20 protein-coding genes are annotated in these 22,684 nt (G+C 70.2%); 6 read left to right on the top strand and 14 right to left on the bottom strand.

Translation table 11 applies throughout. The features are described 5' to 3' along the window. Window positions 1-17 precede the first annotated feature (17 nt). Window positions 18-1,004: a mycothiol conjugate amidase Mca gene (mca, locus tag OG984_RS14265; protein WP_328532210.1), complete on the bottom strand. Its 987-nt coding sequence runs from the start codon at window positions 1,002-1,004 to the stop codon at window positions 18-20. A 125-nt stretch (window positions 1,005-1,129) separates the two neighbouring features. On the opposite strand from mca, the gene OG984_RS14270 reads away from it, so the two are divergent. Next, window positions 1,130-1,522 carry a DUF4307 domain-containing protein gene (locus tag OG984_RS14270; protein WP_328532211.1) on the top strand — a complete coding sequence of 131 codons (393 nt, stop codon included), beginning with the start codon at window positions 1,130-1,132 and terminating at the stop codon, window positions 1,520-1,522. A gap of 82 nt (window positions 1,523-1,604) precedes the next feature. Here the strand turns inward: OG984_RS14270 and greA are convergent, their stop codons facing one another. The 5 genes from greA to OG984_RS14295 form a co-directional block, all read right to left on the bottom strand. Then, window positions 1,605-2,114: a transcription elongation factor GreA gene (gene greA, locus OG984_RS14275; RefSeq protein ID WP_328532212.1), complete on the bottom strand. Its 510-nt coding sequence runs from the start codon at window positions 2,112-2,114 to the stop codon at window positions 1,605-1,607. 217 nt (window positions 2,115-2,331) lie between these two features. Then, the gene (gene ilvA, locus OG984_RS14280; protein WP_328532359.1) at window positions 2,332-3,543 is read right to left on the bottom strand and encodes a threonine ammonia-lyase; all 1,212 of its coding nucleotides are present in this window, start codon (window positions 3,541-3,543) and stop codon (window positions 2,332-2,334) included. A 1-nt stretch (window position 3,544) separates the two neighbouring features. Then, a complete protein-coding gene (locus OG984_RS14285; RefSeq protein ID WP_328532213.1) occupies window positions 3,545-4,993 on the bottom strand; it encodes an AI-2E family transporter in 1,449 nt (482 codons plus the stop codon). Between the two features lie 10 nt (window positions 4,994-5,003). Beyond that, on the bottom strand, window positions 5,004-6,371 hold the full coding sequence (locus OG984_RS14290; protein WP_328532214.1) for a glutamate mutase L: 1,368 nt from the start codon (window positions 6,369-6,371) through the stop codon (window positions 5,004-5,006). Further along, the gene (locus OG984_RS14295) at window positions 6,358-7,527 is read right to left on the bottom strand and encodes a cystathionine gamma-synthase (RefSeq protein ID WP_328532215.1); all 1,170 of its coding nucleotides are present in this window, start codon (window positions 7,525-7,527) and stop codon (window positions 6,358-6,360) included. The genes OG984_RS14290 and OG984_RS14295 overlap by 14 nt, the downstream gene beginning before the upstream one ends. Before the next feature lie 102 nt (window positions 7,528-7,629). On the opposite strand from OG984_RS14295, the gene msrA reads away from it, so the two are divergent. Beyond that, window positions 7,630-8,283: a peptide-methionine (S)-S-oxide reductase MsrA gene (gene msrA / locus OG984_RS14300; protein WP_328532216.1), complete on the top strand. Its 654-nt coding sequence runs from the start codon at window positions 7,630-7,632 to the stop codon at window positions 8,281-8,283. Between the two features lie 2 nt (window positions 8,284-8,285). On the opposite strand, the gene OG984_RS14305 is transcribed toward msrA, so the two are convergent. Together OG984_RS14305 and OG984_RS14310 are read right to left on the bottom strand one after the other, a co-directional pair. Next, window positions 8,286-8,777: a GNAT family N-acetyltransferase gene (locus OG984_RS14305; RefSeq protein ID WP_328532217.1), complete on the bottom strand. Its 492-nt coding sequence runs from the start codon at window positions 8,775-8,777 to the stop codon at window positions 8,286-8,288. After that, a complete protein-coding gene (locus OG984_RS14310) occupies window positions 8,777-9,316 on the bottom strand; it encodes a DinB family protein (RefSeq protein ID WP_328532218.1) in 540 nt (179 codons plus the stop codon). Before OG984_RS14310 ends, OG984_RS14305 begins: the two co-directional genes overlap by 1 nt. Before the next feature lie 76 nt (window positions 9,317-9,392). On the opposite strand from OG984_RS14310, the gene OG984_RS14315 reads away from it, so the two are divergent. Both OG984_RS14315 and OG984_RS14320 read left to right on the top strand, forming a co-directional pair. Beyond that, on the top strand, window positions 9,393-10,478 hold the full coding sequence (locus OG984_RS14315; protein ID WP_328532219.1) for an NAD(P)H-dependent amine dehydrogenase family protein: 1,086 nt from the start codon (window positions 9,393-9,395) through the stop codon (window positions 10,476-10,478). 199 nt (window positions 10,479-10,677) lie between these two features. After that, complete coding sequence (locus tag OG984_RS14320; RefSeq protein ID WP_328532220.1) at window positions 10,678-11,481, top strand: SDR family oxidoreductase; 804 nt, start codon at window positions 10,678-10,680, stop codon at window positions 11,479-11,481. A gap of 19 nt (window positions 11,482-11,500) precedes the next feature. Here OG984_RS14320 and OG984_RS14325 read toward each other — a convergent pair whose 3' ends face one another. The 6 genes from OG984_RS14325 to OG984_RS14350 all read right to left on the bottom strand — a co-directional run bounded on the left by OG984_RS14325 (window position 11,501) and on the right by OG984_RS14350 (window position 20,378). Then, window positions 11,501-12,484 carry a GNAT family N-acetyltransferase gene (locus OG984_RS14325; RefSeq protein WP_328532221.1) on the bottom strand — a complete coding sequence of 328 codons (984 nt, stop codon included), beginning with the start codon at window positions 12,482-12,484 and terminating at the stop codon, window positions 11,501-11,503. A gap of 43 nt (window positions 12,485-12,527) precedes the next feature. Next, window positions 12,528-13,172: a YigZ family protein gene (locus OG984_RS14330; protein ID WP_328532222.1), complete on the bottom strand. Its 645-nt coding sequence runs from the start codon at window positions 13,170-13,172 to the stop codon at window positions 12,528-12,530. 1 nt (window position 13,173) lies between these two features. After that, window positions 13,174-13,953, bottom strand: a complete 780-nt coding sequence (locus OG984_RS14335) for a sulfite exporter TauE/SafE family protein (protein ID WP_328532223.1) — start codon at window positions 13,951-13,953, stop codon at window positions 13,174-13,176. A gap of 135 nt (window positions 13,954-14,088) precedes the next feature. Then, window positions 14,089-16,104: a VWA domain-containing protein gene (locus OG984_RS14340; RefSeq protein ID WP_328532224.1), complete on the bottom strand. Its 2,016-nt coding sequence runs from the start codon at window positions 16,102-16,104 to the stop codon at window positions 14,089-14,091. 18 nt (window positions 16,105-16,122) lie between these two features. Beyond that, entirely contained in the window at window positions 16,123-17,526 is a 1,404-nt protein-coding gene (locus OG984_RS14345) for a magnesium chelatase (RefSeq protein WP_328532225.1), read from the bottom strand. Then, the gene (locus OG984_RS14350) at window positions 17,523-20,378 is read right to left on the bottom strand and encodes an AfsR/SARP family transcriptional regulator (protein WP_328532226.1); all 2,856 of its coding nucleotides are present in this window, start codon (window positions 20,376-20,378) and stop codon (window positions 17,523-17,525) included. The genes OG984_RS14345 and OG984_RS14350 overlap by 4 nt, the downstream gene beginning before the upstream one ends. Window positions 20,379-20,491: 113 nt before the next feature. Between OG984_RS14350 and OG984_RS14355 the strand changes: the two genes are divergently transcribed. Further along, a complete protein-coding gene (locus OG984_RS14355) occupies window positions 20,492-20,917 on the top strand; it encodes a YchJ family protein (RefSeq protein WP_328532227.1) in 426 nt (141 codons plus the stop codon). Between the two features lie 96 nt (window positions 20,918-21,013). Continuing rightward, window positions 21,014-22,684, top strand: a complete 1,671-nt coding sequence (locus OG984_RS14360) for a sensor histidine kinase (RefSeq protein ID WP_328532228.1) — start codon at window positions 21,014-21,016, stop codon at window positions 22,682-22,684.

Below are 22,684 nucleotides of genomic sequence, written 5' to 3' on the forward strand. Positions count from 1 at the left end.
AACGACCCAGCCTGGGCTCAGGCGGTGATGACCTTGCCGAAGCTGATCTCGCGGCCGACCGCGGCCTTGCCCTCGTCGTCGGCGGTGGACAGGTCGAGGCCGGCGAACAGGTCGGTCTCCTCGCGCTTCTCGGCCTCGGGGACCGGCACGTAGGAGGTCACCAGCTCGTAGTCCTCGGTCGGCCACGCCTCCTTCTCGATCTCCCGGGGCACCGCGAACCAGGGGCCGTCGGGGTCGATCTGGGTGGCGTGCGCGAGCAGCGCCTGGTCGCGTACGCCGAAGAAGTCGGCGCACTCCACCTTCGTGGTGACCCGCTCGTCCCAGCCCGGGTCCGGCTTCCACTCCTCGAGGCGCTCCTCGTAGGGCGAGCTGAGCCCGTGGCTCTTCATCGCCTCGTGCAGGGCGACCATGCGCGGGTAGTTGAAGGTGTGGCTGTAATAGAGCTTCAGCGGCTGCCACGGCTCGCCCGCGTCCGGGAACAGGTCGGGGTCGCCAGCCGCCCGGAACGCCTCGACCGAGACCCGGTGGCACATGATGTGGTCCGGGTGCGGGTAGCCCCCGTTCTCGTCGTACGTCGTGACCACGTGCGGCCGGAACGAGCGAATGATCTCGACGAGCCGGCGCGTGCTCACCTCGAGCGGCGTCCGGCCGAAGCAGCCGTCGGGGAGCAGCGACCAGTCCTTGTCCGCCATGTCCTTGACCAGCATGAACTCCTCGACCCACCCGGAGTCGACGAAGCCGAGCCAGTCCTGCTTGATGCCGAGGATGTCGCGGGCGCGGTGCATCTCCTCGCGGCGGATCTCGTGGATGTTCTCCAGGATCCCCGGGCGCTCCATCTTCGGGTTGAGGATGTCGCCCCGCTCGCCACCCGTACACGTCGCGACATGGACGTCGACGCCTTCGGCGACATACTTCGCGGTGATCCCGGCGCCCTTGCTCGACTCGTCGTCGGGGTGCGCGTGCACGTGCATCAGGCGGAAGGCCTGCTGGAGCTGCTCTGGCATGGGTTCAATCCTAACCACGCCCCGTCTCACGTTTCGGTTACCCGCTCCCAGTCCGCGGACAACATTCGTGGTACGCCGCAGGGACGGATGTGCGGTCTGCTTCCGCGGGATGGGACCATGTCCTGGTGAGCACGCCCTCAGCCGAAGAGTCCCGCATCGCGACCCGCTACGGCCGCGGCCCGCGCCGTCGCCCGGGCGTACTCATGATCGCGCTGGTCCTCGCCCTGGTCGCCGTCATCGGCTGGTTCGGCTGGGCGTTGTGGCTCGCTCTGCACCCCGAGGTCTCCTCCGGGCTGGAGAAGTGGGAGGCGGTCAGCGAGAACGAGGTCGAGGTGACCTTCGTCGTGCGCCTCCACGACAAGGACGCGAAGCCGGTCTGCACCGTCGAGGCCGAGGACGACCGGGAGGAGAAGGTCGGGCACCTCGAGTTCACCGCCGGCGAGGGGCGTCAGACGATCACCATCCCGACCGAGCGCCGTGCGCTGCGGGTCGAGTGGGGTGACTGCACGGTCGAGTGACCGTACTTCTCAGGTGATTCCTGCACTTCTCGGGCAGTGCAACGCCAGAGAAGTGCAGGAATCACCGGTTAACCGGGTATTCCTACCCGGTGTAGACCTCGGTCTTGAGGATCTCGACCTTGAGCGGCCCGCGAGGACCCTCGTAGGTCACCGTGTCACCGATGCGCGCGCCGATGAGGGCAGCACCGATCGGCGAGGCGGCGGAGGAGATCTCGACCCCGCCGGCGTACTCCTTCATCTCGATGGAGGCGATCAGACGGGTCTCGGCCTCGTCGTCGTCATCGCCCTCGAACTTGAACGTGACCAGCTTGCCGACCGAGACGACGTCGTCGTCCTCCGGGACGGTGGTGTCCGCCTTGCGGAGCAACGCCTCGAGCTGCTGGATCTGACCCTCGAGCTTGCCCTGCTCCTCACGAGCGGCGTGGTAGCCGCCGTTCTCCTTGAGGTCACCTTCGTCACGGGCGGAGCTGATCTCGGCGAGGATCTCCTGGCGCCGGGGGCCCTTCAGGTATTCCAACTCCGCGGTGAGCTTGTCGAATGCACCCTTGCTGAGCCAGATCGTGGCAGCCGTGGTCTCGGTCGACTGAGTCATAGCGAGTTACTCCTGATGGGTAGTGAATAGGTAAGGGGCGCCGGTCAACCCCCATCAACCGGCGCCTTTTCTCCCTGCTGTGCGGGCGTAGTTCACCCAGCGGAACGTTCTGCGGGAGATTGTCAGAACGTTCAGTTTAACAAGGCAACCACACCCGGAGACAGTTCGCGACCGAAACGTTGCCCAATCTGCCGTCGAGACCGTTCCCCGGCACGGGTCACGGGCTGACGGCTGGATAGCCCTTGCTGCGCAGCTGTTCGAGAACACGCTCGGCATGGTTCTGGCCGCGGGTCTCCAGCTGGAGCTGCACACCGACCTCGGCGAGCCGCAGCCCGGGATTGGTGCGCGAGTGCACGACCTCCATGACATTGGCTCCGGTGTCGCCGATCACCGAGAGCAGGGTTGCCAGCGCGCCCGGCTGATCGGGGATCGTGACCGCGACCGGCAGGTAGCGTCCGGCCAGCGTCATGCCGTGCTGGATCACCTTGCCGAGCAGGAGCGGGTCGATGTTGCCCCCGGAGAGCACGACCACGACCGGCCCCTCGAAGGCCTCGGGCGCGTCCATCAGGGCGGCGACGCCGACGGCTCCGGCGGGCTCGACGACCAGCTTGGCCCGCTCGACGAGCGCGAGCAGCGCGCTCGAGATCGACTCCTCCGAGACCGTACGGATCTCGTCGACGTAGGACTGGATCATCGGGAAGTTGGTCTCCCCCGGCAGCCCGACCGCGATGCCGTCGGCCATCGTCGGCATCTTGTCGAGCCGGATCGGGCGGCCCTCGCGCAGCGAGACCGGGTAGGCGGCGGCGGTCTCCGCCTGCACGCCGATCACCTTCACGTCGGGGTGCTTCGCCTTGATCGCGAGCGCCGCCCCGGCCAGGAGGCCACCACCGCCCAGCGGGATGACGACGGTCTTGACGTCGGGGGCCTGGTCGAGGATCTCGAGCCCGATCGTGCCCTGGCCCGCGACCACGTCGGGATGGTCGAAGGGATGGATCATCACGGCGCCGGTGCGCGCGGCGAAGGCCATCGCGGCATCGAGGCACTGGTCGACGTACTGGCCCTCGAAGATCACCTCCGCGCCGTAGGCGCGGGTGGCCTTCTCCTTCGGGATCGGCGCGCCCTCGGGCATGAACACGGTGGACGGGATGCCGAGGGTGGTCGCCGCCAGCGCGACCCCCTGGGCATGGTTGCCCGCACTCGCCGCCACCACCCCGTTCTTCCGCTGCTCCTCGGGCAGCCGGGCGATGCGTACGAACGCTCCGCGAGCCTTGAAGGAGCCCGTACGCTGCAGGTTCTCGCACTTGAGGACGACCTTGTCGCCGACGATGTCGGTGAGCCAGCGAGATCCCTGGACCGGGGTCTCGGTGATGTGGTCGCGCAGCAGCTCACGGGCCTCGAGGATGTCGTCGTACGTCGGCTGAGCGTGCATCTCAGGCACTGCCTGCTCCTGGGCTCGGTGGGGGTGGGGACGTCGGGCCGCTGGCCGGTATCGGAGGCGGTGGCGACGTCGGCGGAGCGGGGGTGGCCGGCGTGGTGGCCGGGACCGCGGTCAGGTGGTTGGCCACCGCGTTGAGAGCGGCCACGAGCGGCACCGCCACCAGCGCACCGGCCACGCCACCGAGCACGATGCCGGTGGCGACCGCGAGGATCACGCCGAGCGGGTGGACCCGGACCCAGCGACCGAGCAGGAACGGCTGCAGACCGTGGGCCTCGAGCTGCTGGACGAGGATCACGCCACCGAGCATCAGCAGCGCGGTCACCGGCCCCTGCGACACCAGCGCGACGAGCACGGCGACCGCGCCGGCGACGGTGGCGCCGATCAGCGGCACGAAGGAGCTCAGGAAGACGAGCACGCCGATCGCCACCACGAACGGCACCTGCAGGGCAGCGGCGATGATCATGATGCCGACCGCGTCCACCGCGGCGACGATGACCGTGGCGCGGGTGAACTGGGTCAGCGAGACCCACGCGACCCGTCCCGAGCTGTCCATCCGGCTGCGGGCCGCGCGCGGCGCGAGCCGGACCAGCCAGCCCCAGATCCGATCGCCCTCGGCGCAGAAGAAGTAGGTGGAGAAGAGCACGATGAACAGGCCGGCGAAGACGTCGAGAGCGACCCCGCCGACCTCGCTGACGCGGGAGAACGGGTTGGAGGCGTACGCCGCCGCCCAGTCCTCCACGGTGTTCTGCACCGTGTTGAGCCAGGTGTCGATCTGGGTCTCGCTCGCGTGGAACGGACCGTTGATCAGCCAGTCGCGGATCTCGTCGAGCGCCTTGACGGTCTGCCCGGCCAGGTCGGTGAAGCCGTTGGCGACCTGGGTGCCGGCGAAGCTCAGCATGGCGATGACCGCCGCGAGCACGCCGATCACCACGAAGAGCGCCGAGATGCTGCGCTTCAGGCCGACCCGGGCGAGGCCGTTGACCACCGGGGAGACGAGCGCGGCGATCAGCAGGGCGATGACCACCGGGACGACGACGATGCTGAGGAAGCCGAGGGCACGGACGATCAGGTAGCCGGCGGCGACGATGACCAGGAACCGCCAGCCCCACTGGGCGGCCAGCTCGACGCCGTAGGGAACGTGCGACCGGCTCGCGGACGTCGGGACGTTCACCGGCTCGGGAGCCGCCAGCTGCTCCTGGCGCTCCTCGCGCAGACGCTCGAACTGGTTGACGAGGCGCAGCGCGAAGTTCTCGGCCGACTCACGAGCCTCGGCGGCGGCCTCCTTGGCCACCTCCGCGGACTCCCGCGCATCGGCCTCCTCCTGCGCGTGGCGCTGGGCCACGCGCGCCTCCCGGTTGCGTCTGAACGCACCCGTCATCCGCTCGAAACTCTCCTTCGCGGTCGACTTCTCGCCGCCGGGTGCATCCCCCTGATCTGTCACCTGACAGAGGCTACCGGGAGGGTGTGAGGTGGGTCGCAAGGTGGCGTGCGGTGGCTGGGTGCGACCGCGCCAGCAGGCCCACCGCGGCGAGCACGTAGTCGCTGTCGACCGTCCGCAGCGGCGCCTCGGGAAGCTGCCACCCGCCGCGCGACGACCAGCGCATGACGCGGTCCTCGATGTGCTTCCGACCGTGTCGGAGTACGCCGCCGGAGCCGATCACCACGCCGACCCGGCGCAGGTCGGTGCCGGTGCGCTCGATGACCTTGCCGCTCGGCGACAGCACGACCCGGGACCGTCCGGCGTGCCGCTGCAGTGCCGTGCAGATCGCGATCCTCGCCAGGAGCTCGTCGATGTCCTTGTCCTGCTCCGTGCGCGGCAGCCAACCGGGGTGGTTGCGCCGGTAGTCGACCTCGCCGGACAGATCGGACTCGGCCAGGGAGGGGTCTCCGTGGTCGGCGGCGTCGAGCGTGGTCGGGGCCGACCAGCGCATCCCCAGATCGCCCTCGACCGTCCGGGTCACCGGGGTGACCGCGACGACCTCCTCGCGGACGTGCTCGGCCTCCGGATCGGGGCGGACCACGCTGTGCACGTCGGTCGTGGCGCCGCCGACGTCGACGACGACCACGTCCTCGCCGAGCACCTCGGCCAGTGTCTCCACACCTTGGAGGACCACATCGGGGGTCGCACCCTGGACGATCCGCCGGAAGTCGGCCCGGCTGCTGAGGTTCTTGCCGCCGATCACGTGCTCGAGGAACATCTCCCGCACAGCTGCGCGGGCGCTCTCGGGCGCCAGCACGCCGATCTTGGGAACCACGTTCTCGCAGGTCACGTGGGGCACGTCGGCCAGGATCTCGTCGATCTCGGGGTTCGCGTCGCGGTTGCCCGCCACGACCACCGGCCCACGCCAGCCGGACGCGGCCAGCTCGCGCGCGGCGGAGACGATGGCGTCCCGGTTGCCCCCGTCGGTGCCACCGGTGAGCAGCACCAGGTCAGGGGTGGTGGAGCTGAGGGTGGCCCCCAGGTCACTCTCGGCTTCACGACCCGCGGTCGCGATCACCGCGACGACCTTGCCGCCGCTGGACAGCGCCACGCGTCGGCCGGCCTCGGCGGTCACCAGCTCCTCGTTGCCGACCACGGCGATCCGGAGACCACCGCCGGCCGAGGAGCAGGCCAGGATCTCGGCCGCCGTCGCCCGTGGATCGGTCTCGGCCAGGGTCGCCAGGCAGGCGTCGTACGCCTCCATCACCTCGTGCAGCGACGTCGGCGCGCTCGCGGACCCGAGGACCTCGCCCGAGACGAGGTCGACGTGGAGAGCCTTGGTCCAGGTGGAGCCGAAGTCGACGCAGACGGCGGTCTGTGGTGCCTCAGCTCTGGTCAAGGGCCTGCTCGAGATCGGCGACCAGGTCCTCGGCGTACTCGATCCCGACGGAGAGCCGCACCAGGTCGGCCGGCACCTCGAGGTCGGTGCCCGCGACCGACGCGTGGGTCATCCGTCCGGGGTGCTCGATCAGGCTCTCGACGCCGCCGAGCGACTCGCCCAGCGTGAAGATCTTGGTGCGCTCGCACACCGCGAGCGCCTGGGTCTCGCCGCCGGTCACCCGGAAGGAGACCATGCCGCCGAAGCGCTTCATCTGCTTCTGCGCGACGGTGTGGCCGGGGTGGGTCTCCAGGCCCGGGTAGATGACCTCGCCGACCTTGGGGTGCGAGGTCAGGAAGTCGGCGACACGCTCGGCGTTGTCGCAGTGGCGGTCCATGCGTACGGCCAGGGTCTTGAGGCCGCGCAGGGTCAGCCAGGCGCCGAACGGGTCGGCGATGGCGCCGGCAGCGTTCTGGAGGTAGCCGATCTTGTCGGCGAGCTCGAGGTCGCGGACGACCACGGCGCCGCCGACGACGTCGGAGTGGCCACCGACGTACTTGGTCGTTGAGTGCACCACGACGTCGGCGCCCAGGGTGAGCGGCTGCTGGAGGTAGGGGCTGGCGAAGGTGTTGTCGACCACCAGCCGGGCGCCGGCCTCGTGGGCGACGGTGGCCAGGGCCGAGATGTCGGCGATGTTGAGCAGCGGGTTGGTCGGCGTCTCGACCCAGACGATCTTGGTCTTGCCCGGCTGGATCGCGGCCGCGACCGCGTCGACGTCGGCGACCTGCGCCGACGTGTGCGCGATGCCCCACTGGCTCTCGACCTTGTCGATGAGGCGGTGGGTGCCGCCGTAGGCGTCGTCGGGGATGACCATGTGGTCACCGGGCCGCATCAGGCTGCGGATCAGGGTGTCCTCGGCCGCCAGGCCGGAGGCGAAGGCGAACCCCTTCTCGCCCTCCTCGACCGCCGCCAGCGCGCCCTCGAGCGCGGTGCGGGTCGGGTTGGCGGAGCGGCTGTACTCATAGCCGTTGCGCAGGCCACCGACGCCGTCCTGCTTGTAGGTCGTGGTGGCGTAGATCGGCGGGATCACCGCACCCGTCGTCGGGTCGGGCTCGTAGCCCGCATGGATCGCCTTGGTCTCGAAACCGGCCTTGCCGAGGTGCTGCTGCTCGCTCACACACCGAGCCTACGTCCGATTCGCCTCCCGGCCCATCCGGGAACGTTCGCGCGTCGAACTGTGTTGGAGACTGGTAGAGATTCCGACCACTGGAGGTTCCGCATGTTCGGCCGACCGACTCAGCTCTTCCCCGAGGACCGCACGCTCGCCGGGCGCGACCAGGCGCTCTTCGAGCTGCCTGCGAAGCACCGGGTCCTCGGCACTCCCCTGCTCGCCTCCCCGTCGGACGGGACCGCTCCGGAAGGGTCCGAGGTGGCGTACTTCGGCCTCGGTTGTTTCTGGGGCGCCGAGGAGATCTTCTGGCAGACGCCGGGGGTCTACTCGACCGCTGTCGGGTATCAGGGCGGCACGACCGCCAACCCGACCTATGAGGAGGTCTGCAGCGGTCAGACCAACCACACCGAGGCGGTGCGTGTGGTCTTCGACCCGACCGTGGTGTCCTACGCCGACCTGGTCAAGAAGTTCTTCGAGGTCCACGACCCGACGCAGGGGATGCGGCAGGGCAACGACGTCGGTACGCAGTACCGCTCGGCGCTCTACTACGTCTCCGACGCGCAGCGGGAGACCGCCGAGGAGCTGACCAAGATCTACGGCGAGGAGATCGCTCGTCGTGGGTACGGCGAGATCACCACCGAGATCCGCGAGGTGCCGACCTTCTACGCCGCCGAGCCCGCGCATCAGCAGTACCTCGACCGCGTTCCCAACGGCTACCGCTGCCACGCGAACACGGGCATCCCCTTCCCCGCGACGGCCTGAGGTCAGGTCAGCGGCAGATACATCACGTGGAGGCCGACCCGGCCGTGCGACGTCGAGTCGAACGCGTCCGGGACGGTCCCGATGATCTGGAAGCCGAGCGACTGCCACAGGCGTACGGCGGTGGTGTTGGTCTCCACGACGGCGTTGAACTGGATGCCGTGGAAGCCGTTGTCCTTGTGCCAGGTCACGCAGTAGTCGCCGAGGGCCCGACCGACGCCCTTGCCGCGGGCGTCCGGGGAGACCATGAACGAGGCGGTGCCGATGTGGCTGCCGCGGCCCGGGCGGTTGGGGCCCATCTTCGCGCTGCCCAGGATGCGCTCGTTCTCGGCCTCGCCCTCGACTGCGACGACGACGTGGTCGTACATCCACATCTCCCTGGCCTCCTCCGAGGTGAGGCCTTCGGGGTAGGCGTACGTCTCCCCTGCCGCCACGATCTCGGACCAGAACGGGTAGATGTGCGGCCAGTCGTCGGCCGTCGCTTCACGGATCTGCATCACAGGTCTGTCTTTCCGTCGATGGCCTCGCGCATGAGGTCGGCGTGGCCGCAGTGGCGGGCGTACTCCTCGATCATGTGGACCAGGATCCAGCGCAGGCTGATCTCCTGGCCGTCGCGGGTCCTGCCGACCGCGATGCGGTCGAGGGAGCCGGCGGCGTCGGTGAGCTCGTTGGAACGAGCGATCGCGTCGCGGAGCAGGGTGCGCAGCTGGTCGGGGTCGTCTTCGGAGGCGCTGGTGAAGTCCCAGTCCTGGTCGTCGTCCCAGGGAGCGGTGTCGAACGGCGGGACCGGGGCGTTGCCGGCCAGGCGTACGCCGAACCAGATGTCCTCGACGTACGCCATGTGCTTGAGGAGTCCCGCCAGCGTCATGGTCGTGGGCGGGAAGGGGCGGTTGAGCTGTTCGTGGTCGAGGTCCGCGACCTGCCTGAGCAGGGTGGCCCGATGGAAGTCGAGGAACGTACGCAGGGTCGTGGACTCGTCCGCGACGTAGGGAGCGCCGGTCGGATGGCGGACGTCCTCGAAGAGTGCCTCGGTCATGGGCGCCAACGTAGCGACGGAGAGTTTCCTCGGCGAATCACTTTCGCGAAACTGAAACGCGTTCTAGATTTGGCTCATGCCTCAGCCTCTCAGAGTCGTCGTCTGGTCCACCGGGACGGTGGGACGCCATGCCATCGCGGGAGTGGATGCCCATCCCGACCTGGAGCTGATCGGGGTCTGGACCTCGACGCCGGCGAAGGCCGGGGTCGACGCCGGAGAGCTGGCGGGGCTGGGACGTACGCTCGGGGTGGCCGCGACCACCTCTCGCGACGAGCTGGTCGCGCTGGCGCCGGACTGTGTCGTCCACGCCGCGATGACCGACGACCGGGTCTTCGAGGCGATCGATGACCTGACCGGGCTGATCCGGGACGGGGTCAACGTCGTCTCGTCCGGGCCGGTGATCCTGGTCCACCCGCAGGGGACGCTCCCGGACGAGATGATCGCCGGGATCGACGAGGCCGGGCGGGAGGGTGGCGCGTCCCTGCACGTCAACGGCATCGACCCCGGCTTCGCCAACGACGTCCTACCTTTGGTGCTGACCTCGCTCTCGCAGCGGATCGACCACCTCAGAGTCTCGGAGATCGCCGACTACTCGACGTACTACCAGCCCGTCGTCATGAAGGATCTCTTCGGCTTCGGGGGCTCCCTGGACGACAAGCCGTTCCTGTGGGAGCCGGGCGTGCTGAGCACCGCCTGGGGCCCCGTCGTCCGGGTGCTCGCCGCCGGGCTCGGAGTGACCCTCGACGAGCCGCTCGTCGAGCACGTCGAGCGCCGCCCGGCGGTCAAGGACACCAAGACCGTGTCGGTCGACATCGCCGAGGGCACCCAGGGCTCCGTACGTTTCACCGTCACCGGCACCGTCGACGGGATCCCCCGCATCACCGTCGAGCACGTCACCCGCACCGACGCCGGCTCCGACCCCGACTGGCCGGTCCCGGCGACCGGCGACGGCTGCTACCGCATCGAGATCACCGGCGAGCCGTCGATGACCGTCGAGTTCAGCCACCACGGCGAGCACGGCGACCACAACGTCTCCGGCATGATCGTCACCGCCCAACGCCTGGTCAACGCCATCCCAGCCGTCGTAGCCGCCTCCCCCGGCCTCGTCTCTCCCCTCGACCTCCCGCTGATCACCGGCCGCGGCCTCGTCTCAGCCGAGTAGGTGGTTGTGGACGCCGAAACCGCACTTGTGGTGGCCGAGACTGCAGAAATGGCGAGCGAGCCTGCAGTTCTGGCGATCGCCGGAAGTATCGATTCGGTCCCCACAACTGCAGTCTCGGCCGCCACTTCTACCGATTCGCCCACCACAACTACAGATTCGGCCGCCGCTTCTACAAATTCGGCGCGACTGAGGAGACAGCATGAGCATTCTCGAACGATTCGAGCTGACCGACCACGTGGCGATTGTGACGGGGGCGGGGCGCGGGATCGGGGCGGCAACGGCGGTGGCGCTGGCGGAGTCCGGGGCGGACGTGGTGATCGCCTCGCGGACCGAGCGCCAACTCCAGGAGGTCGCCGAGAGGATCGAGGCGGCGGGGCGGCGGGCGCTGGTGGTACCGGCGGATCTTGCTGACACGGCCGTGACGGCGGGGCTGGCAGAGCGGGCGTACGAGGCGTTCGGGCGTCTCGACATCGTGGTCAACAACGTCGGCGGGACGATCCCGAACACGTTCCTCGACACCGACGAGAGCTACCTGGAGGAGGCGTTCCACTTCAACGTGACCACGGCGCACGCGCTGACGCGGGCGGCGGTGCCGTACATGGTGAAGAGCCCGGACGGGCAGCAGTCCGTGGTGTCGATCAGCTCGATGATGGGACGTACGGCAGGGCGCGGCTATCTCGCCTACGGGACCGCGAAGGCGGCGCTGGCGCACTGGACCAGGCTGGCCGCGACCGACCTGGCGCCGAGGATCCGGGTGAACGGGATCTTCGTCGGGTCGGTGCTGACCAGCGCGCTCGAGTTCGTGGCGGGCGACGAGACGATGCGTGGCGAGATCGAGACGAAGACCCCGCTCGGACGGATCGGGGAGGCCGAGGACATCGCCGCCGCGGTGGTGTACCTGACCTCGCGGGCCGGGCAGTTCGTCACCGGGAAGCTGCTCGAGGTCGACGGCGGCACCGAGGCGCCGACGCTCGACCTCAAGCTCCCCGACGTCGGCGCCTGATCGTCGGACAGTCAGACCCTCAGACGGTGACGTCCTTGTGCCAGGACTCGGTGACGTAGTCGGTCACCCAGCCCATCGACTTGTAGAGCCCGTCGGCCCCGGTGGGGCTGTCGGCGTCCACCTCGAGCGAGACCCGGTCGCGGCCGCGCTCGATCGCGTCGCCGATGACGGCGTGGAGCAGCCCCTTGGCGACGCCGCGGCCGCGGGCGTTGCGGTTGACACCGATGTACTCGACGTACGTCCCCTCGACCCCGGCAGCGTTGGCGGGCAGCACCGAGGCGACCAATGAACCGGCGGGCAAGGTGTCGTCGACGTAGGCGAGCCACCAGTGGTCCCAGCGGTGGCCGGGATCCTCACGTAGACGCTGTACGAACTCCGGGAAGCTCTCCCGATAGGAGTTGAAGTGGTCCTGGAAGGACTCCTCCAACGTCTGGTGGACGGTCTGCAGATCGGCGGCGACGGGCATGCCGTTCTCGTGGGTCTCGACGGGTCGGATGGTCACGCCCTCGCGGAGCGGGGGCACGGTCTCGTCGGGCAGCACCGGGCGGCTCATGTGCAGCCAGGTGCGCTTGTTGGTGAACTCCGCCGCCGCCAGCCACTCGCGCTGCACGGTGTCGTCGGCGAACGGGCTGGCGTCGAGGTGGGACTCGGTGATGCCGCGCAGCTCGGCCATCGCCCGGGCCTGCTCCTCGAGCCAGGCGTAGAGCCCGGCGGCGACCTCGGCCGCCTGGGCGATGGTGCGGTCGACGTAGAGGTAGACGAGGGTGCGTCCGGCGGCGCGGTCGTGGGCGATCGCCCAGGCGCGGACATCACCGGCCGGGTCGACCGCGACCAGCTGCTGACGGGTCCAGGAGGCGGGCCCGGCGATCTCGCCGGTGATGGCGTCGGCGTCGACCTTTCCGGACCCTTCGAACGGGGTCTTGTCGGCTGCTCGGAGCCTCAGAAGTGCGGGCAGATCATCGAGGTCAGGGACCTTCGTCGTCCATCCGGTAGGGAGTTCCACGGGCGTCTCGCTATGGTCGCTCACCCGTCCATTGTCCCAAACGTCAGCAGACGTCGACCCACTGGTCCGCGCCCGGGACCAGCGCAGACGCACCCGCGGTGAGCTCCGCGACCAGCGCCTGGAGGCGTTTCTCCTCGGCCGGCGGGGCCCCGATCCGCAGGGTCACCGCGGCCCCGTAGGCGGTGTCGAGGACAGCCACGCCGGAGGATCGGAGGTCGGTCTCGAGGCGGCCCGAGGCGTCGTACGGGACTTCGATCGAATACTCTCGAACGAGCTCGCGCCGCAGCGTCCCGACCTCGTCCAACGCGGCGCGGACGGCGTCGGAGTAGGCCCGGACGAGACCACCCGCACCGAGCAGCGTCCCGCCGAACCAGCGGGTCACCACGGCGACCGTGTCGGACACCCCGGCACCCCGGAGCACCTCGAGCATCGGGGCGCCCGCGGTGCCGGCCGGCTCACCGTCGTCGTTGGAGCGCTCGACCGGCTGAGGTGGCGGACCGATACGGAATGCCGAGCAGGTGTGCCGGGCGTCCCAGTGCTGCTTGCGCAGCCGTTCGACCACCGCCCGCGCCTCGGCCTCGTCCTCGACCCGGGCGAGCGTGCACAGGAACCGCGACCGCTTCTCCTCGATCTCAGCTGCGCCGTCGCGGGCGATGGTCAGGTAGTGCATCTCACCTGCAGAGCCCATGTCACCACAGTCCCAGCACGCTGCCGCCGATGCGGATGATGAACCCGGCGACCACGACGATGAAGAAGACGCGGACGAATCCGGCGCCCTTCGCCACCGCGGTCCGGGCCCCGAGGTAGCCGCCGATCAGGTTGCACACGCCCATCACCAGTCCGGTCTTCCACAGCACCGCACCCTGCGGGACGAAGACGACCAGGGCGGCGAGGTTGGTGGCGACGTTGGCCATCTTGGCCTTCGCGCTGGCCTCCAGGAAGGAGTAGCCGAGCAGGCCGACCAGCCCGATCACCAGGAAGCTGCCCGTCCCGGGACCCAGCGCGCCGTCGTAGAAACCGACCGCGAAACCAACCACCATGGCCCCGATCACGTGCCGGTGGTCGTCGAACTTCAGCTCGGTCACCTCCCCGAGCGACGGCTTGAAGAGCACCCACGCCCCCACCAGGATCAGCGCGACCAGCACGATGGGCTCGAAGACCTTCTCGGGCAGGTACGACGCCACCCCCGCCCCCAGCGCAGAGCCGGCGAACGCCAGGATCATGAGCGGGATGAAGGTCTTCGGGTCCGGCCCCACCCGCCGGTAGTAGGTCGCGGCGCTGATCGAGGTGCCGAAGACCGAGGCCAGCTTGTTGGTCGCCAGGATCTGCACCGGTGCGGCGCCCGGCAGGAACAGCAGCAGCGCCGGGAGCTGGATCAGTCCACCTCCGCCGACCACCGCGTCCACGTACCCGGCGGCCAGGGCCGCGAGAGCGAGAAGGGCAAGTACGTTCAGCGTCTCCTCGGGCACGAGCGCAGGCTACGCGGCCGGATGCTCACCGAGTTAACTCGGTCGAGGTGCGGTTGCTTCGTGGAATTCCGCGAAGGCAGTGCGCGCTCGCCGAGTTACCCTTCGACAGGCTCAGGACACCGCCTCGGTGAACATTCAGCCGGCCCACCAGCCGCGCCCGCCGAACGCGTCCGGATAGCCGCCGTAGCTGTTCGACGTACGCCGCGCCGTCCTGTCCCCCAGATAGGACCCGACCACGGCGGCGCCGAGGTCGTCCAGCTCCGGCGCGACGACGCGACCCTCGACGCGGCGGGCCATCGAGTCGATGAAACGGGCCAGGCCGGGATCCTCGCCGAGGCGGAAGAAGGTCGTCTGCGCGCCCAGGCGGCGGGAGTTCTCCAGCTCCTCGACGGACCGCGCGATCGTCACCGGGTGCGGTGGGTAGGAGAACCAGACGTCGCCGCCGGGCTCCAGGTGGGCGGTGGGCTCGCCGTCGGTCACGATCAGGAGCACCGGCTGGGCACCGGGGTGCTTGCGGAAGTGCCGGTTGGCCAGCAGCAGCGCGTGATGGAGGTTGGTGCCCTTGTCCCAGATCGCGTCCAGGGCGGTGAGCTTCTCGATCTCCATCGTCTGCGCGTAGCGGCCGAACGAGATCAGCTGCAGGTCGTCGTTGCGGAACCGGCTCCTGATCAGCGTGTGCAGCGCGAGCGCGGTGCGCTTCATCGGCACCCACCGGCCGTCCATGGCCATCGAGAAGCTGGTGTCGACCAGGAGGGCGACCGCTGCCTGCGTACGCGCCTCGGTCTCCTGCACCTCGATGTCGTCGACGGTCAGTCGGACACCGGGGCCCCGGCGGCCCTCGCCGACCTCCCGGATGACGGCGTTCGTGATCGTGCGAGGTACGTCCCAGGGTTCCGTGTCACCGAAGGCCCAGGGCCGCGACGACCCGGAGAGGTCGCCCGCCGCACCCGCGCGCTGCAGGTCGCGTTCGCCGTGGCGCCCGGAGAGCCGCTGCGCGACGTCGCGCAGCAGGGCCTTGCCGAGCTGACGCATCGCCTTCGGGGTCAGCCTGAGGTCGCCGTCGGAGCCGCGCTCGAGCTGGCCGGAGTCACGCAGCGCCTGCTCGAGCTCCTGCAGGGTGCGCGCGTCGACCGCGGCCTGGTCGCCGAGCTGTCGGGAGAGGGCGTCGAGGTCGATGTCGTCGAGCCGGCTCCCGGCGTAGGACTGCTGGAGCTGCTCGGAGAGCTGGTCGAGCTCGGCGATGTCCTGCAGCACGCCGGTGCCGTCGCCGAGGCCGAGACCCTCACCGCCGCCGAACTCCTCGGAGCCGTACCAGTCCTCGCCCGGCCGCGCCGCCTGCAGGTTGGCGTCGAGCTGCGCCATCTGCTCCATCAGCGCGGGTGAGCCGAACGCCTGCGCCGAGAGCTCCATCAGCTCGCGCCGCTGCTCGGCCGACATCGAGTTGAGCATCCGCTGGGCGGCCGCGGAGCGCTGCGCCAGGGTGTCGAGGAGCTCGTCGATGTTCTGCGGGTTCTCGGGGAAATACTGGCCGTGCTTGGCCATGAACTCGTCGAAGTCCGCCTCGGTGTCCTCCCCGCGGTTGTGCTTGTCGAGCAGCGCGTTGAGGTCGCGGAGCATCTCCGCGATCGCCTCACGGTCCTCGTCGGTGGCTCCTTCGAGTGCCTGCTTCATCCCGGCGAACCGTTGGTCGAGGATCTCGCGGCCGAGCAGGTCCTTGATCTCCTCGTACGCCTCGCGGGCCTCACGTGAGGTCCAGTCGTAGGAGGAGAGCTCGCTCACCGCAGCGGCGGTGTTCGGCGAGAGGTTGTCGATCTGCATCTCCCGGAAGGCCCGGTCGCCGTCGTCCATCGTGACGTCGCGGACGAGCTGCTTGCGCTCCTCCAGGACGGCCTTGTCCAGCAGCTCGCGCACCTGCTCGAGCGTGCCGTCGAGGTTGTGACGCTGCAGCAGCTCGCGGCGCCTCTCGGCGACCTGCCGGGCGAGGTCGTCGAGGCCGCGCTGGTCCTGTCCCCCGCGCCGCAGGAACTCCCGCATCGCGCGCTCGGGCGAGTAGCCGGACATCACGTCCTCGCCGATGGCGTCCAGTGCCTCGGCGATGTCGACCGGCGGAGCGAGCGGGTCGCCCCCGGCGTACTTCTTGTAGCGGCTCATGGCCTGACGCCCGCCGAATCAGCCATAGATCGTCTCGCCGCCCTCGGTGTCCTTGCCGATCTTTCTGGCGAGGAAGAGGCCCTCCAGGGCGAGCTCGATGGCGCTGGCCAGCTGGCCGTCGTTCTTGGGGCCGCCGGTGGCCTCGTAGACGCGGTCGCCGATCTGGTCGTAGAGATCGGACTCGCCCAGGACCGGGAGGCCCTCCAGGAAGGCGCGGGCGGAGACCTTGGTGCCGGTCGTGACCATGCGGCCGTCCTCGATGGCGTCGATGAGCAGCGCGAAGTCGAGGCCGCGGAAGGACTTGCGGACGGTCTCGGCGATGGCCGTACGCAGCAGGTGGGTGAGGATGTCGGCCTCGCGGCCCTCCTCGCCCGACTCGAACTCGATCTTGCCGGAGAGCACCTCGACGGCCGTCTCGATGTCGACGAGACGAGCAACGGCGTCGGGCTCCCCGGCCACGGTGGCGCGGTGGAGCGCGGCCGCGGCGACGGTCTCGGCGCCGGCGATCGAGAAGCGCGCCGAGACGCCAGACCGCTGGTCGACCGCCGAGGACGCACGCAGGTGGCGGGTGAAGACGGCGAGGATCTCGAGAAGGTGGTCCGGTACGTCGGCGACCAGAGCGGCCTCCTGCCGGATGACCGCCATCTCCGCGGCGAGCTCGCGCGGGTAATGGGTGCGGATCTCGGCGCCGAAGCGGTCCTTGAGCGGGGTGATGATCCGACCGCGGTTGGTGTAGTCCTCCGGGTTGGCGGAGGCCACCACGAGGAGATCAAGCGGCAGCCGCAGCACGTAGCCGCGGATCTGGATGTCGCGCTCCTCCATCACGTTGAGCATCGCCACCTGGATCCGCTCGGCCAGGTCGGGCAGCTCGTTGATCGCGACGATGCCGCGGTGGGAGCGCGGGATCAGCCCGAAGTGGATCGTCTCCGGGTCGCCCAGCGAGCGCCCCTCGGCGACCTTCATCGGGTCGACGTCACCGATCAGGTCGGCGACCGAGGTGTCGGGGGTGGCCAGCTTCTCCGCGTAGCGCTCGGACCGGTGCTTCCAGGCGACCGGCAGCGCGTCGCCCTGCTCCGCTGCCGCCCGCTGGGAACCGACCGAGACCGGCTCGTAGGGGTGCTCACCGAGCTCGGAGCCCTCGATGACCGGGGTCCACTCGTCGAGCAACCCCACCAACGTACGCAGCAGCCTGGTCTTGCCCTGGCCGCGCTCGCCCAGCAGGACCACGTCGTGGCCCGCGATCAGGGCACGCTCGAGCTGGGGGATGACGGTGTCCTCCAGCCCGTGCAGCCCGGGCCAGGGGTCCTCGCCGGCTGCCAGCTTGGCCAGCAGGTTGTCGCGGATCTCCTCGCGGAGCGACTTGAACACATGGCCACTCGCGCGAAGCTGGCCGAGGGTGCTGATCGTGGGTGCGGCAGTCACGGACGCAACGCTACGCCGCCGCCCAACCCCTGGGCGGCCGTCGCGTCGACGTCCCGACCCGCGGATACCGAGGATCCGACGCTGGCGAGGAGCTCCTCGACCCGTTCCCGGGTCAGCGCGGTGCGGTCGAGCTCTCCGACCTCGTCCAGGATCGCGCTGACCTCGTGCAGCGTCGCTCGGGCCTGGGCGACGCGTTCGGTCTCGCGCTCGATCAGGGCACGGCGTACGAGGACGTTGGCCTCGGCCCACCGGTTGCGCTCCTCGAGGTGATGGGCGAGCTCCAGGCGCAGGTGGGTCTCGGCCTCGGCGTGGCGGCCCAGCCCGATCAGGGCGTCGATCAGGGTCATCCGCGGCGAGGCGGAGGAGTCGACGTCGACGGACGCGTAGCCGATCTCCTCCTCGACCAGCCGCACGGCGTCCTCGTAGCGCTCCATCCGGACGTAGACCTCGGCCAGCCCGATCAGGCTTGCTCGGGCACGGTCGTCCATCCCGGCGGCGTCCGCGACGGCGTAGGCCTCCTCGAGGACGGCGACGGCCTCGTCGAGGGAGCCGATCATGCTGAGCGCCTGGCCGCAGTTGGACAGGGCCATCTCCAGGCCGGCCGCGGTCCCAGCCGCGCGGAACACCTCGGCCGCGCCCCGGAACTCCGAGATCGCCCGGGTCAGGTCGCCTGCCCGCGCCCGGCTGATCCCGGCCTGGTTGCGGATGTAGGCCGCGTCGACATGCTCGCCCGCGCGCAGGGCGGCGTCGAGGCAGAGCTCCTGGAGCGGCAGCGTCTCGGCGGGAGGGTGCCGCATCGAGAGGGTGAACATCTTGTTGACCAGCTGATAGGCCGGGCCCAGCAGGCCGGCGCGCACAGCCAGTCGTACGGCACTGCCCATGGTCAGCCACTCCCGGTCGCCCCAGGCGCGGGCCTGCTGCGCGGTGGCGAAGGTCAGCGGCGTGACGCCGGCGACGACGGGGTCGAGGCTCATCAGCCGGAAGGACCGGCCGCCGGCCTCGGAGGCCGCGACCAGGGAGTGGGTGTACCAGCTCACCAGCCGCAGCAGCGCCTCCCCGGACTCCTCCTCGGAGCCCATCTCCAGGGCGTAGTCCCGGATCAGGTCGTGGAGCACGAAACGTCCCGGCCGGTGCTCACGGACCAGGTTGGCGTCGACCAGCTTGTCGACCAGACGCCTGGCCGCGGCGATGTCGACGCCGAAGAGCGCCGCCATCGCGGGCATCCCGATCTCGTGGCCCGGACGGAGGCCGAGGAGCCGGAAGGATCGCCGCGACTCCTCGTCGAGGGAGTCGTAGGACCAGGAGAAGACCGCGCGCAGGTCGGAGATCGGGTCGAGCGGCGCCTCCAGGGCGGCCAGCCGGCTGGTCTCGCCGTCGAGCTCGGCGAGCAGGTCGGTCAGCGACAGATCGGGGTAGCGGCTGCAGCGCTCGGCGGCGACGGCGAGAGCCAGCGGCAGGTGTCCGCACCTGTCCGCCAGGGCGCGTACGTCGGCCTCGTCCGCCGCCCGGTCGACGAGCCGCTGCCGCAGGAAGGCCGCCGACTCCTCCGGGGCGAGCGTGTCCAGCGCGAGCCGGCGGGCGCCCTCCCGGGTGGCCAGACCACGCAGCTGGCTGCGGCTGGTCACCAGGACCAGCGAGTCACCACCCGGCAGCAGCGGCCGCACCTGGGTGGAGTCACGGGCGTTGTCGAGCACGAGGAGCATGCGCCGCTGCGCGAGGGTCGTACGCAGCAGGGCAGATGCCGCGTCCACCTCGCCCGGAACCGAGGCGACGTCGACGCCGAGCCCGATCAGCAGGGTCGTCAGCGCCTGCGCGTGCGACAGCGGCTCACCCGGCCCGAAGCCGCGCAGGTCGATGAAGAGCTGGCCGTCGGGGAAGTGCTCGGCCCGGCTCCGCGCCCAGTGCACCGCGAGCGCGGTCTTGCCCACCGCACCGATGCCGTGCACTGCGACCACGCTCGGCCAGCCGGCTTCGTGGGAGATGGTCACCGCGTCGAGCAGCCGGAGCTCGGCCGTACGCCCGGAGAAGCTGGGGATGTCGGCCGGGAGCTGACGCGGGACCATGTCCTCCTCGGAGACCCGCTGGGAGGGCACCGTCGCCTGGCCCGCGGACACCTCGGCGTCCGGCGCAGCCGGCGAGGAACCCACCAGCAGCCTCGTGAACGTCGAGCGCAGCTCCGCGCCCGGGTCGGCGCCGAGCTCCTCGGCCAGCCGTGCGCGGACCTCCTCGTAGGCCTCCAGCGCCTCGGCCGTACGCCCGGCGGCCTCGAGCGCGTCCAGGAGTACGACCCACAGCGACTCCCGCAGCGGATGGTCGCCGATCACCCGACGCACGTCGGCGACCGCCTTCGTGGCGCGGCCGGCGGCGATGTCGAGCTCGGCACGATGCTCCAGCGCGGCGAGGTAGCGGTCGACCAGCCACGGACGGGTGCGCTCGGCCAGCGACTCCCCCGCGGAGTCGTCGAAAGGCTCGGCGCGCCACAGCGCGATGGCCTCCTCGAGCCGTTCGTAGGCCTGCGGCCCCTCGGCCGCGTCGAGCAGATCGATGAAGGTGAGCGCGTCGACCGCGGAGCGGGGCAGGTCGAGGATGTAGCCACCGGCTGCGCGGCGTACGACCTCCTTGCCGAGCACGCGACGCAACCGCCCGATGTAGGTGTGCAGGCTGCCGCGCGGGTTGTCGGGGAGGTCCTCGCCCCAGATCCGGTCGGCGAGCAGGTCGGCGGAGACCGGGGTGCCGGCCTCGAGCGCCAGCAGGGCCAGCAGCGTGCGGGGACGTCGTCCGGGGACCTCCACGGGCTCGCCTGCACGCGTGACGATCAGGGGGCCCAGCAGACAGATGTAGACATCCGTCACCACAGCACCCCCGCCGTCCCGAGCCGCCTGCGCCTGAGAGCCACCCCCACACAATAGTCGTGACGTGACGGGCCCACGAAGGGAATCGGGCCATTCCGGTACACAATGGACACATGTCCCCCTTCGGCCGCACCTCCGCCGGATCGACCCTGCAGCAGCAGTGCCCGTGCGGCAGCGGGCAGCGCTACGCGCTGTGCTGCCACCGGCTGCACCGTGGCGGAGCCCTGGCCGAGACGCCGGAGGAGCTGATGCGCAGCCGCTATGCGGCGTACGCCCTCGGGGACTGGGACTACATCTTCCGCACCTGGCACCCGGGCACCCGCCCCGACGACCTGGGCGTGGCCGCGCCTGACCCGCGGCTGACGTGGACGGGCCTGGAGATCGAGGGGTCCGGGCTCGACGACGACACCCACGGCTGGGTGGCGTTCCGGGCCTCCTACCGCTCTCCGTCGGGGGATGGCGTGCTCGCCGAGCACAGCCGGTTCGAGGTGCGTGCCGGACGGTGGCACTACGTCGACGGCGAGATCGCCGGCGAATGACCAAACGCACGCATTCGCGTGAGTTTGAGGCAGACAGTGGAGAAACTGTTGCCGATATGTGGACGCGAACGGGTGCGGCACGACAGACTCTGTCGAGTGACCACCGACGCGACCGAGGACCTGACCGGTCTCGAGCCATCGGCGCGCTCGCTCCTGGACGCGGTCATCGCGATGTCGAGCGAGCTCGACCTGAGCGCCATGCTCGAGCGGATCACCCGCTCCGCCTGCGAGCTGACCGGAGCCGGCTACGGCGCTCTCGGTGTGCTCGACCTCGACGGAAATCTGCAGGACCTGATCACCTACGGGCACCAGCAGGAGCCGACGCTGCAGGTCGTGGGCAAGAGCCGCGGCCGCCGGGCGCGGCTGGATGCCGATCCCTACGCCGATGCCATCGTCGATGACGGAGCGGATGATGATGACGAGCCGGCGTCGACGACCCGCCCCCGGGGAATCACCGCTCCCGAACCGCTGCTGCTGGTCGGTTCTCGCGCTGCCGAGGGCGGCAGCCACGCGCTGCGTACGGGCGATCCCGGCAAGCGCAAGTTCATCGAGGTGCCGCTGCGGATCAAGGACCACGACTTCGGCCACCTGCTCCTGTCCGAGAAGGTCGGCGGCGCCGACTTCACCAGCCACGACGAGCAGCTCGTCGTCGCCCTGGCCCGTGCCGCGGGTGCCCAGATCGACAAGGTACGCGAGCTCGAGCTCAGCGAGCAGCGCCGCAAGTGGCTCGAGGCGAGCGCCGAGCTCAGCCGCGCCCTGACCCCGCCGCTGGACCACACGGTCGCGCTCGAGCGGATGTGCGAGACCGCACTGCCCCTCATGCGCGCGATCGGCGTCGGCGCCGGCACCCGCATCGAGCACGGCCTCGTCTCCGGGGTCGCGGCCGTGGCCGGCCAGGAGGAGCGGGTCCGTGCGGTGACCGAGAAGGTCCCGCTCCTGATCGACCGCCGCATCGTCGAGCCGCTCGACCTCGAGGTCGACGGGCTCTACGTCGTGGTCGCGCCGGTGCGTTCCTCGCTCGCCGGCCGTGGCGCTCTGCTGGCTATCTACGACAGGGCCCGGGCCGCCCACGACGAGCACGAGCGCGAGCTCTTCTTCGGCTTCGCCGGCCAGGCCGCTCTCGCCCTGGACCGTCTCCGCGCCGTCGAGGACCGGGCCGACCTCGCCGTCATCACCGACCGCGACCGGATCGCCCGCGACCTCCACGACGTGGTCATCCAGCGCCTCTTCGCGATCGGCCTCCAGCTCGAGACCCTGGGCCGCAACCCCGAGCGGGTCGAGGATCTGCCCAAGCGGCTCTCGGAGCAGGTCGACTCGCTGGACCAGACCATCAAGGACGTACGCGGCTCCATCTTCGACCTCAGCAACCACGACGCCTCCTCGCTGCGGGCACAGGTGCGCGAGGTCGTCCGGGAGTACGCAGGCGTCATGGACTTCACCCCGGAGATCAAGATCACCGGGCCGGTCGACACAGCGGTGCCCGATGCGGTCCGCAACCACCTGCTGCCGGTGCTGCGTGAGGCGGTCTCCAACCTCGCCCGGCACGCCCAGGCCCACAGCGCCCAGATCGAGCTGAGCCTCCAGGACGACGAGATCAAGCTGGTCGTACGCGACGACGGCAGCGGCGTCCCGGAGGAAGCCGAGGAGAGCGGGCTGAAGAACGCCCGCTGCCGCGCGGTCCAGCTCGGTGGTCAGCTCGAGATCGGCCCGCGCTCCCCCAGCGGCACCGAGCTCGTGTGGCAGGTGCCGATCACCGCTGGGGTCTGA

This window comes from Nocardioides sp. NBC_00368 (assembly GCF_036090055.1).
Lineage (GTDB): Bacteria > Actinomycetota > Actinomycetes > Propionibacteriales > Nocardioidaceae > Nocardioides.

Bases quoted from the DNA above. Each gene is read 5' to 3' on its own strand.
- mca (WP_328532210.1), bottom strand. From the start codon at position 1,004: ATGCCAGAGCAGCTCCAGCAGGCCTTCCGCCTGATGCACGTGCACGCG.
- greA (WP_328532212.1), bottom strand. From the start codon at position 2,114: ATGACTCAGTCGACCGAGACCACGGCTGCCACGATCTGGCTCAGCAAG.
- ilvA (WP_328532359.1), bottom strand. From the start codon at position 3,543: ATGCACGCTCAGCCGACGTACGACGACATCCTCGAGGCCCGTGAGCTG.
- msrA (WP_328532216.1), top strand. From the start codon at position 7,630: ATGTTCGGCCGACCGACTCAGCTCTTCCCCGAGGACCGCACGCTCGCC.
- OG984_RS14305 (WP_328532217.1), bottom strand. From the start codon at position 8,777: ATGCAGATCCGTGAAGCGACGGCCGACGACTGGCCGCACATCTACCCG.
- OG984_RS14310 (WP_328532218.1), bottom strand. From the start codon at position 9,316: ATGACCGAGGCACTCTTCGAGGACGTCCGCCATCCGACCGGCGCTCCC.
- OG984_RS14315 (WP_328532219.1), top strand. From the start codon at position 9,393: ATGCCTCAGCCTCTCAGAGTCGTCGTCTGGTCCACCGGGACGGTGGGA.
- OG984_RS14320 (WP_328532220.1), top strand. From the start codon at position 10,678: ATGAGCATTCTCGAACGATTCGAGCTGACCGACCACGTGGCGATTGTG.
- OG984_RS14330 (WP_328532222.1), bottom strand. From the start codon at position 13,172: ATGGGCTCTGCAGGTGAGATGCACTACCTGACCATCGCCCGCGACGGC.
- OG984_RS14340 (WP_328532224.1), bottom strand. From the start codon at position 16,104: ATGAGCCGCTACAAGAAGTACGCCGGGGGCGACCCGCTCGCTCCGCCG.
- OG984_RS14355 (WP_328532227.1), top strand. From the start codon at position 20,492: ATGTCCCCCTTCGGCCGCACCTCCGCCGGATCGACCCTGCAGCAGCAG.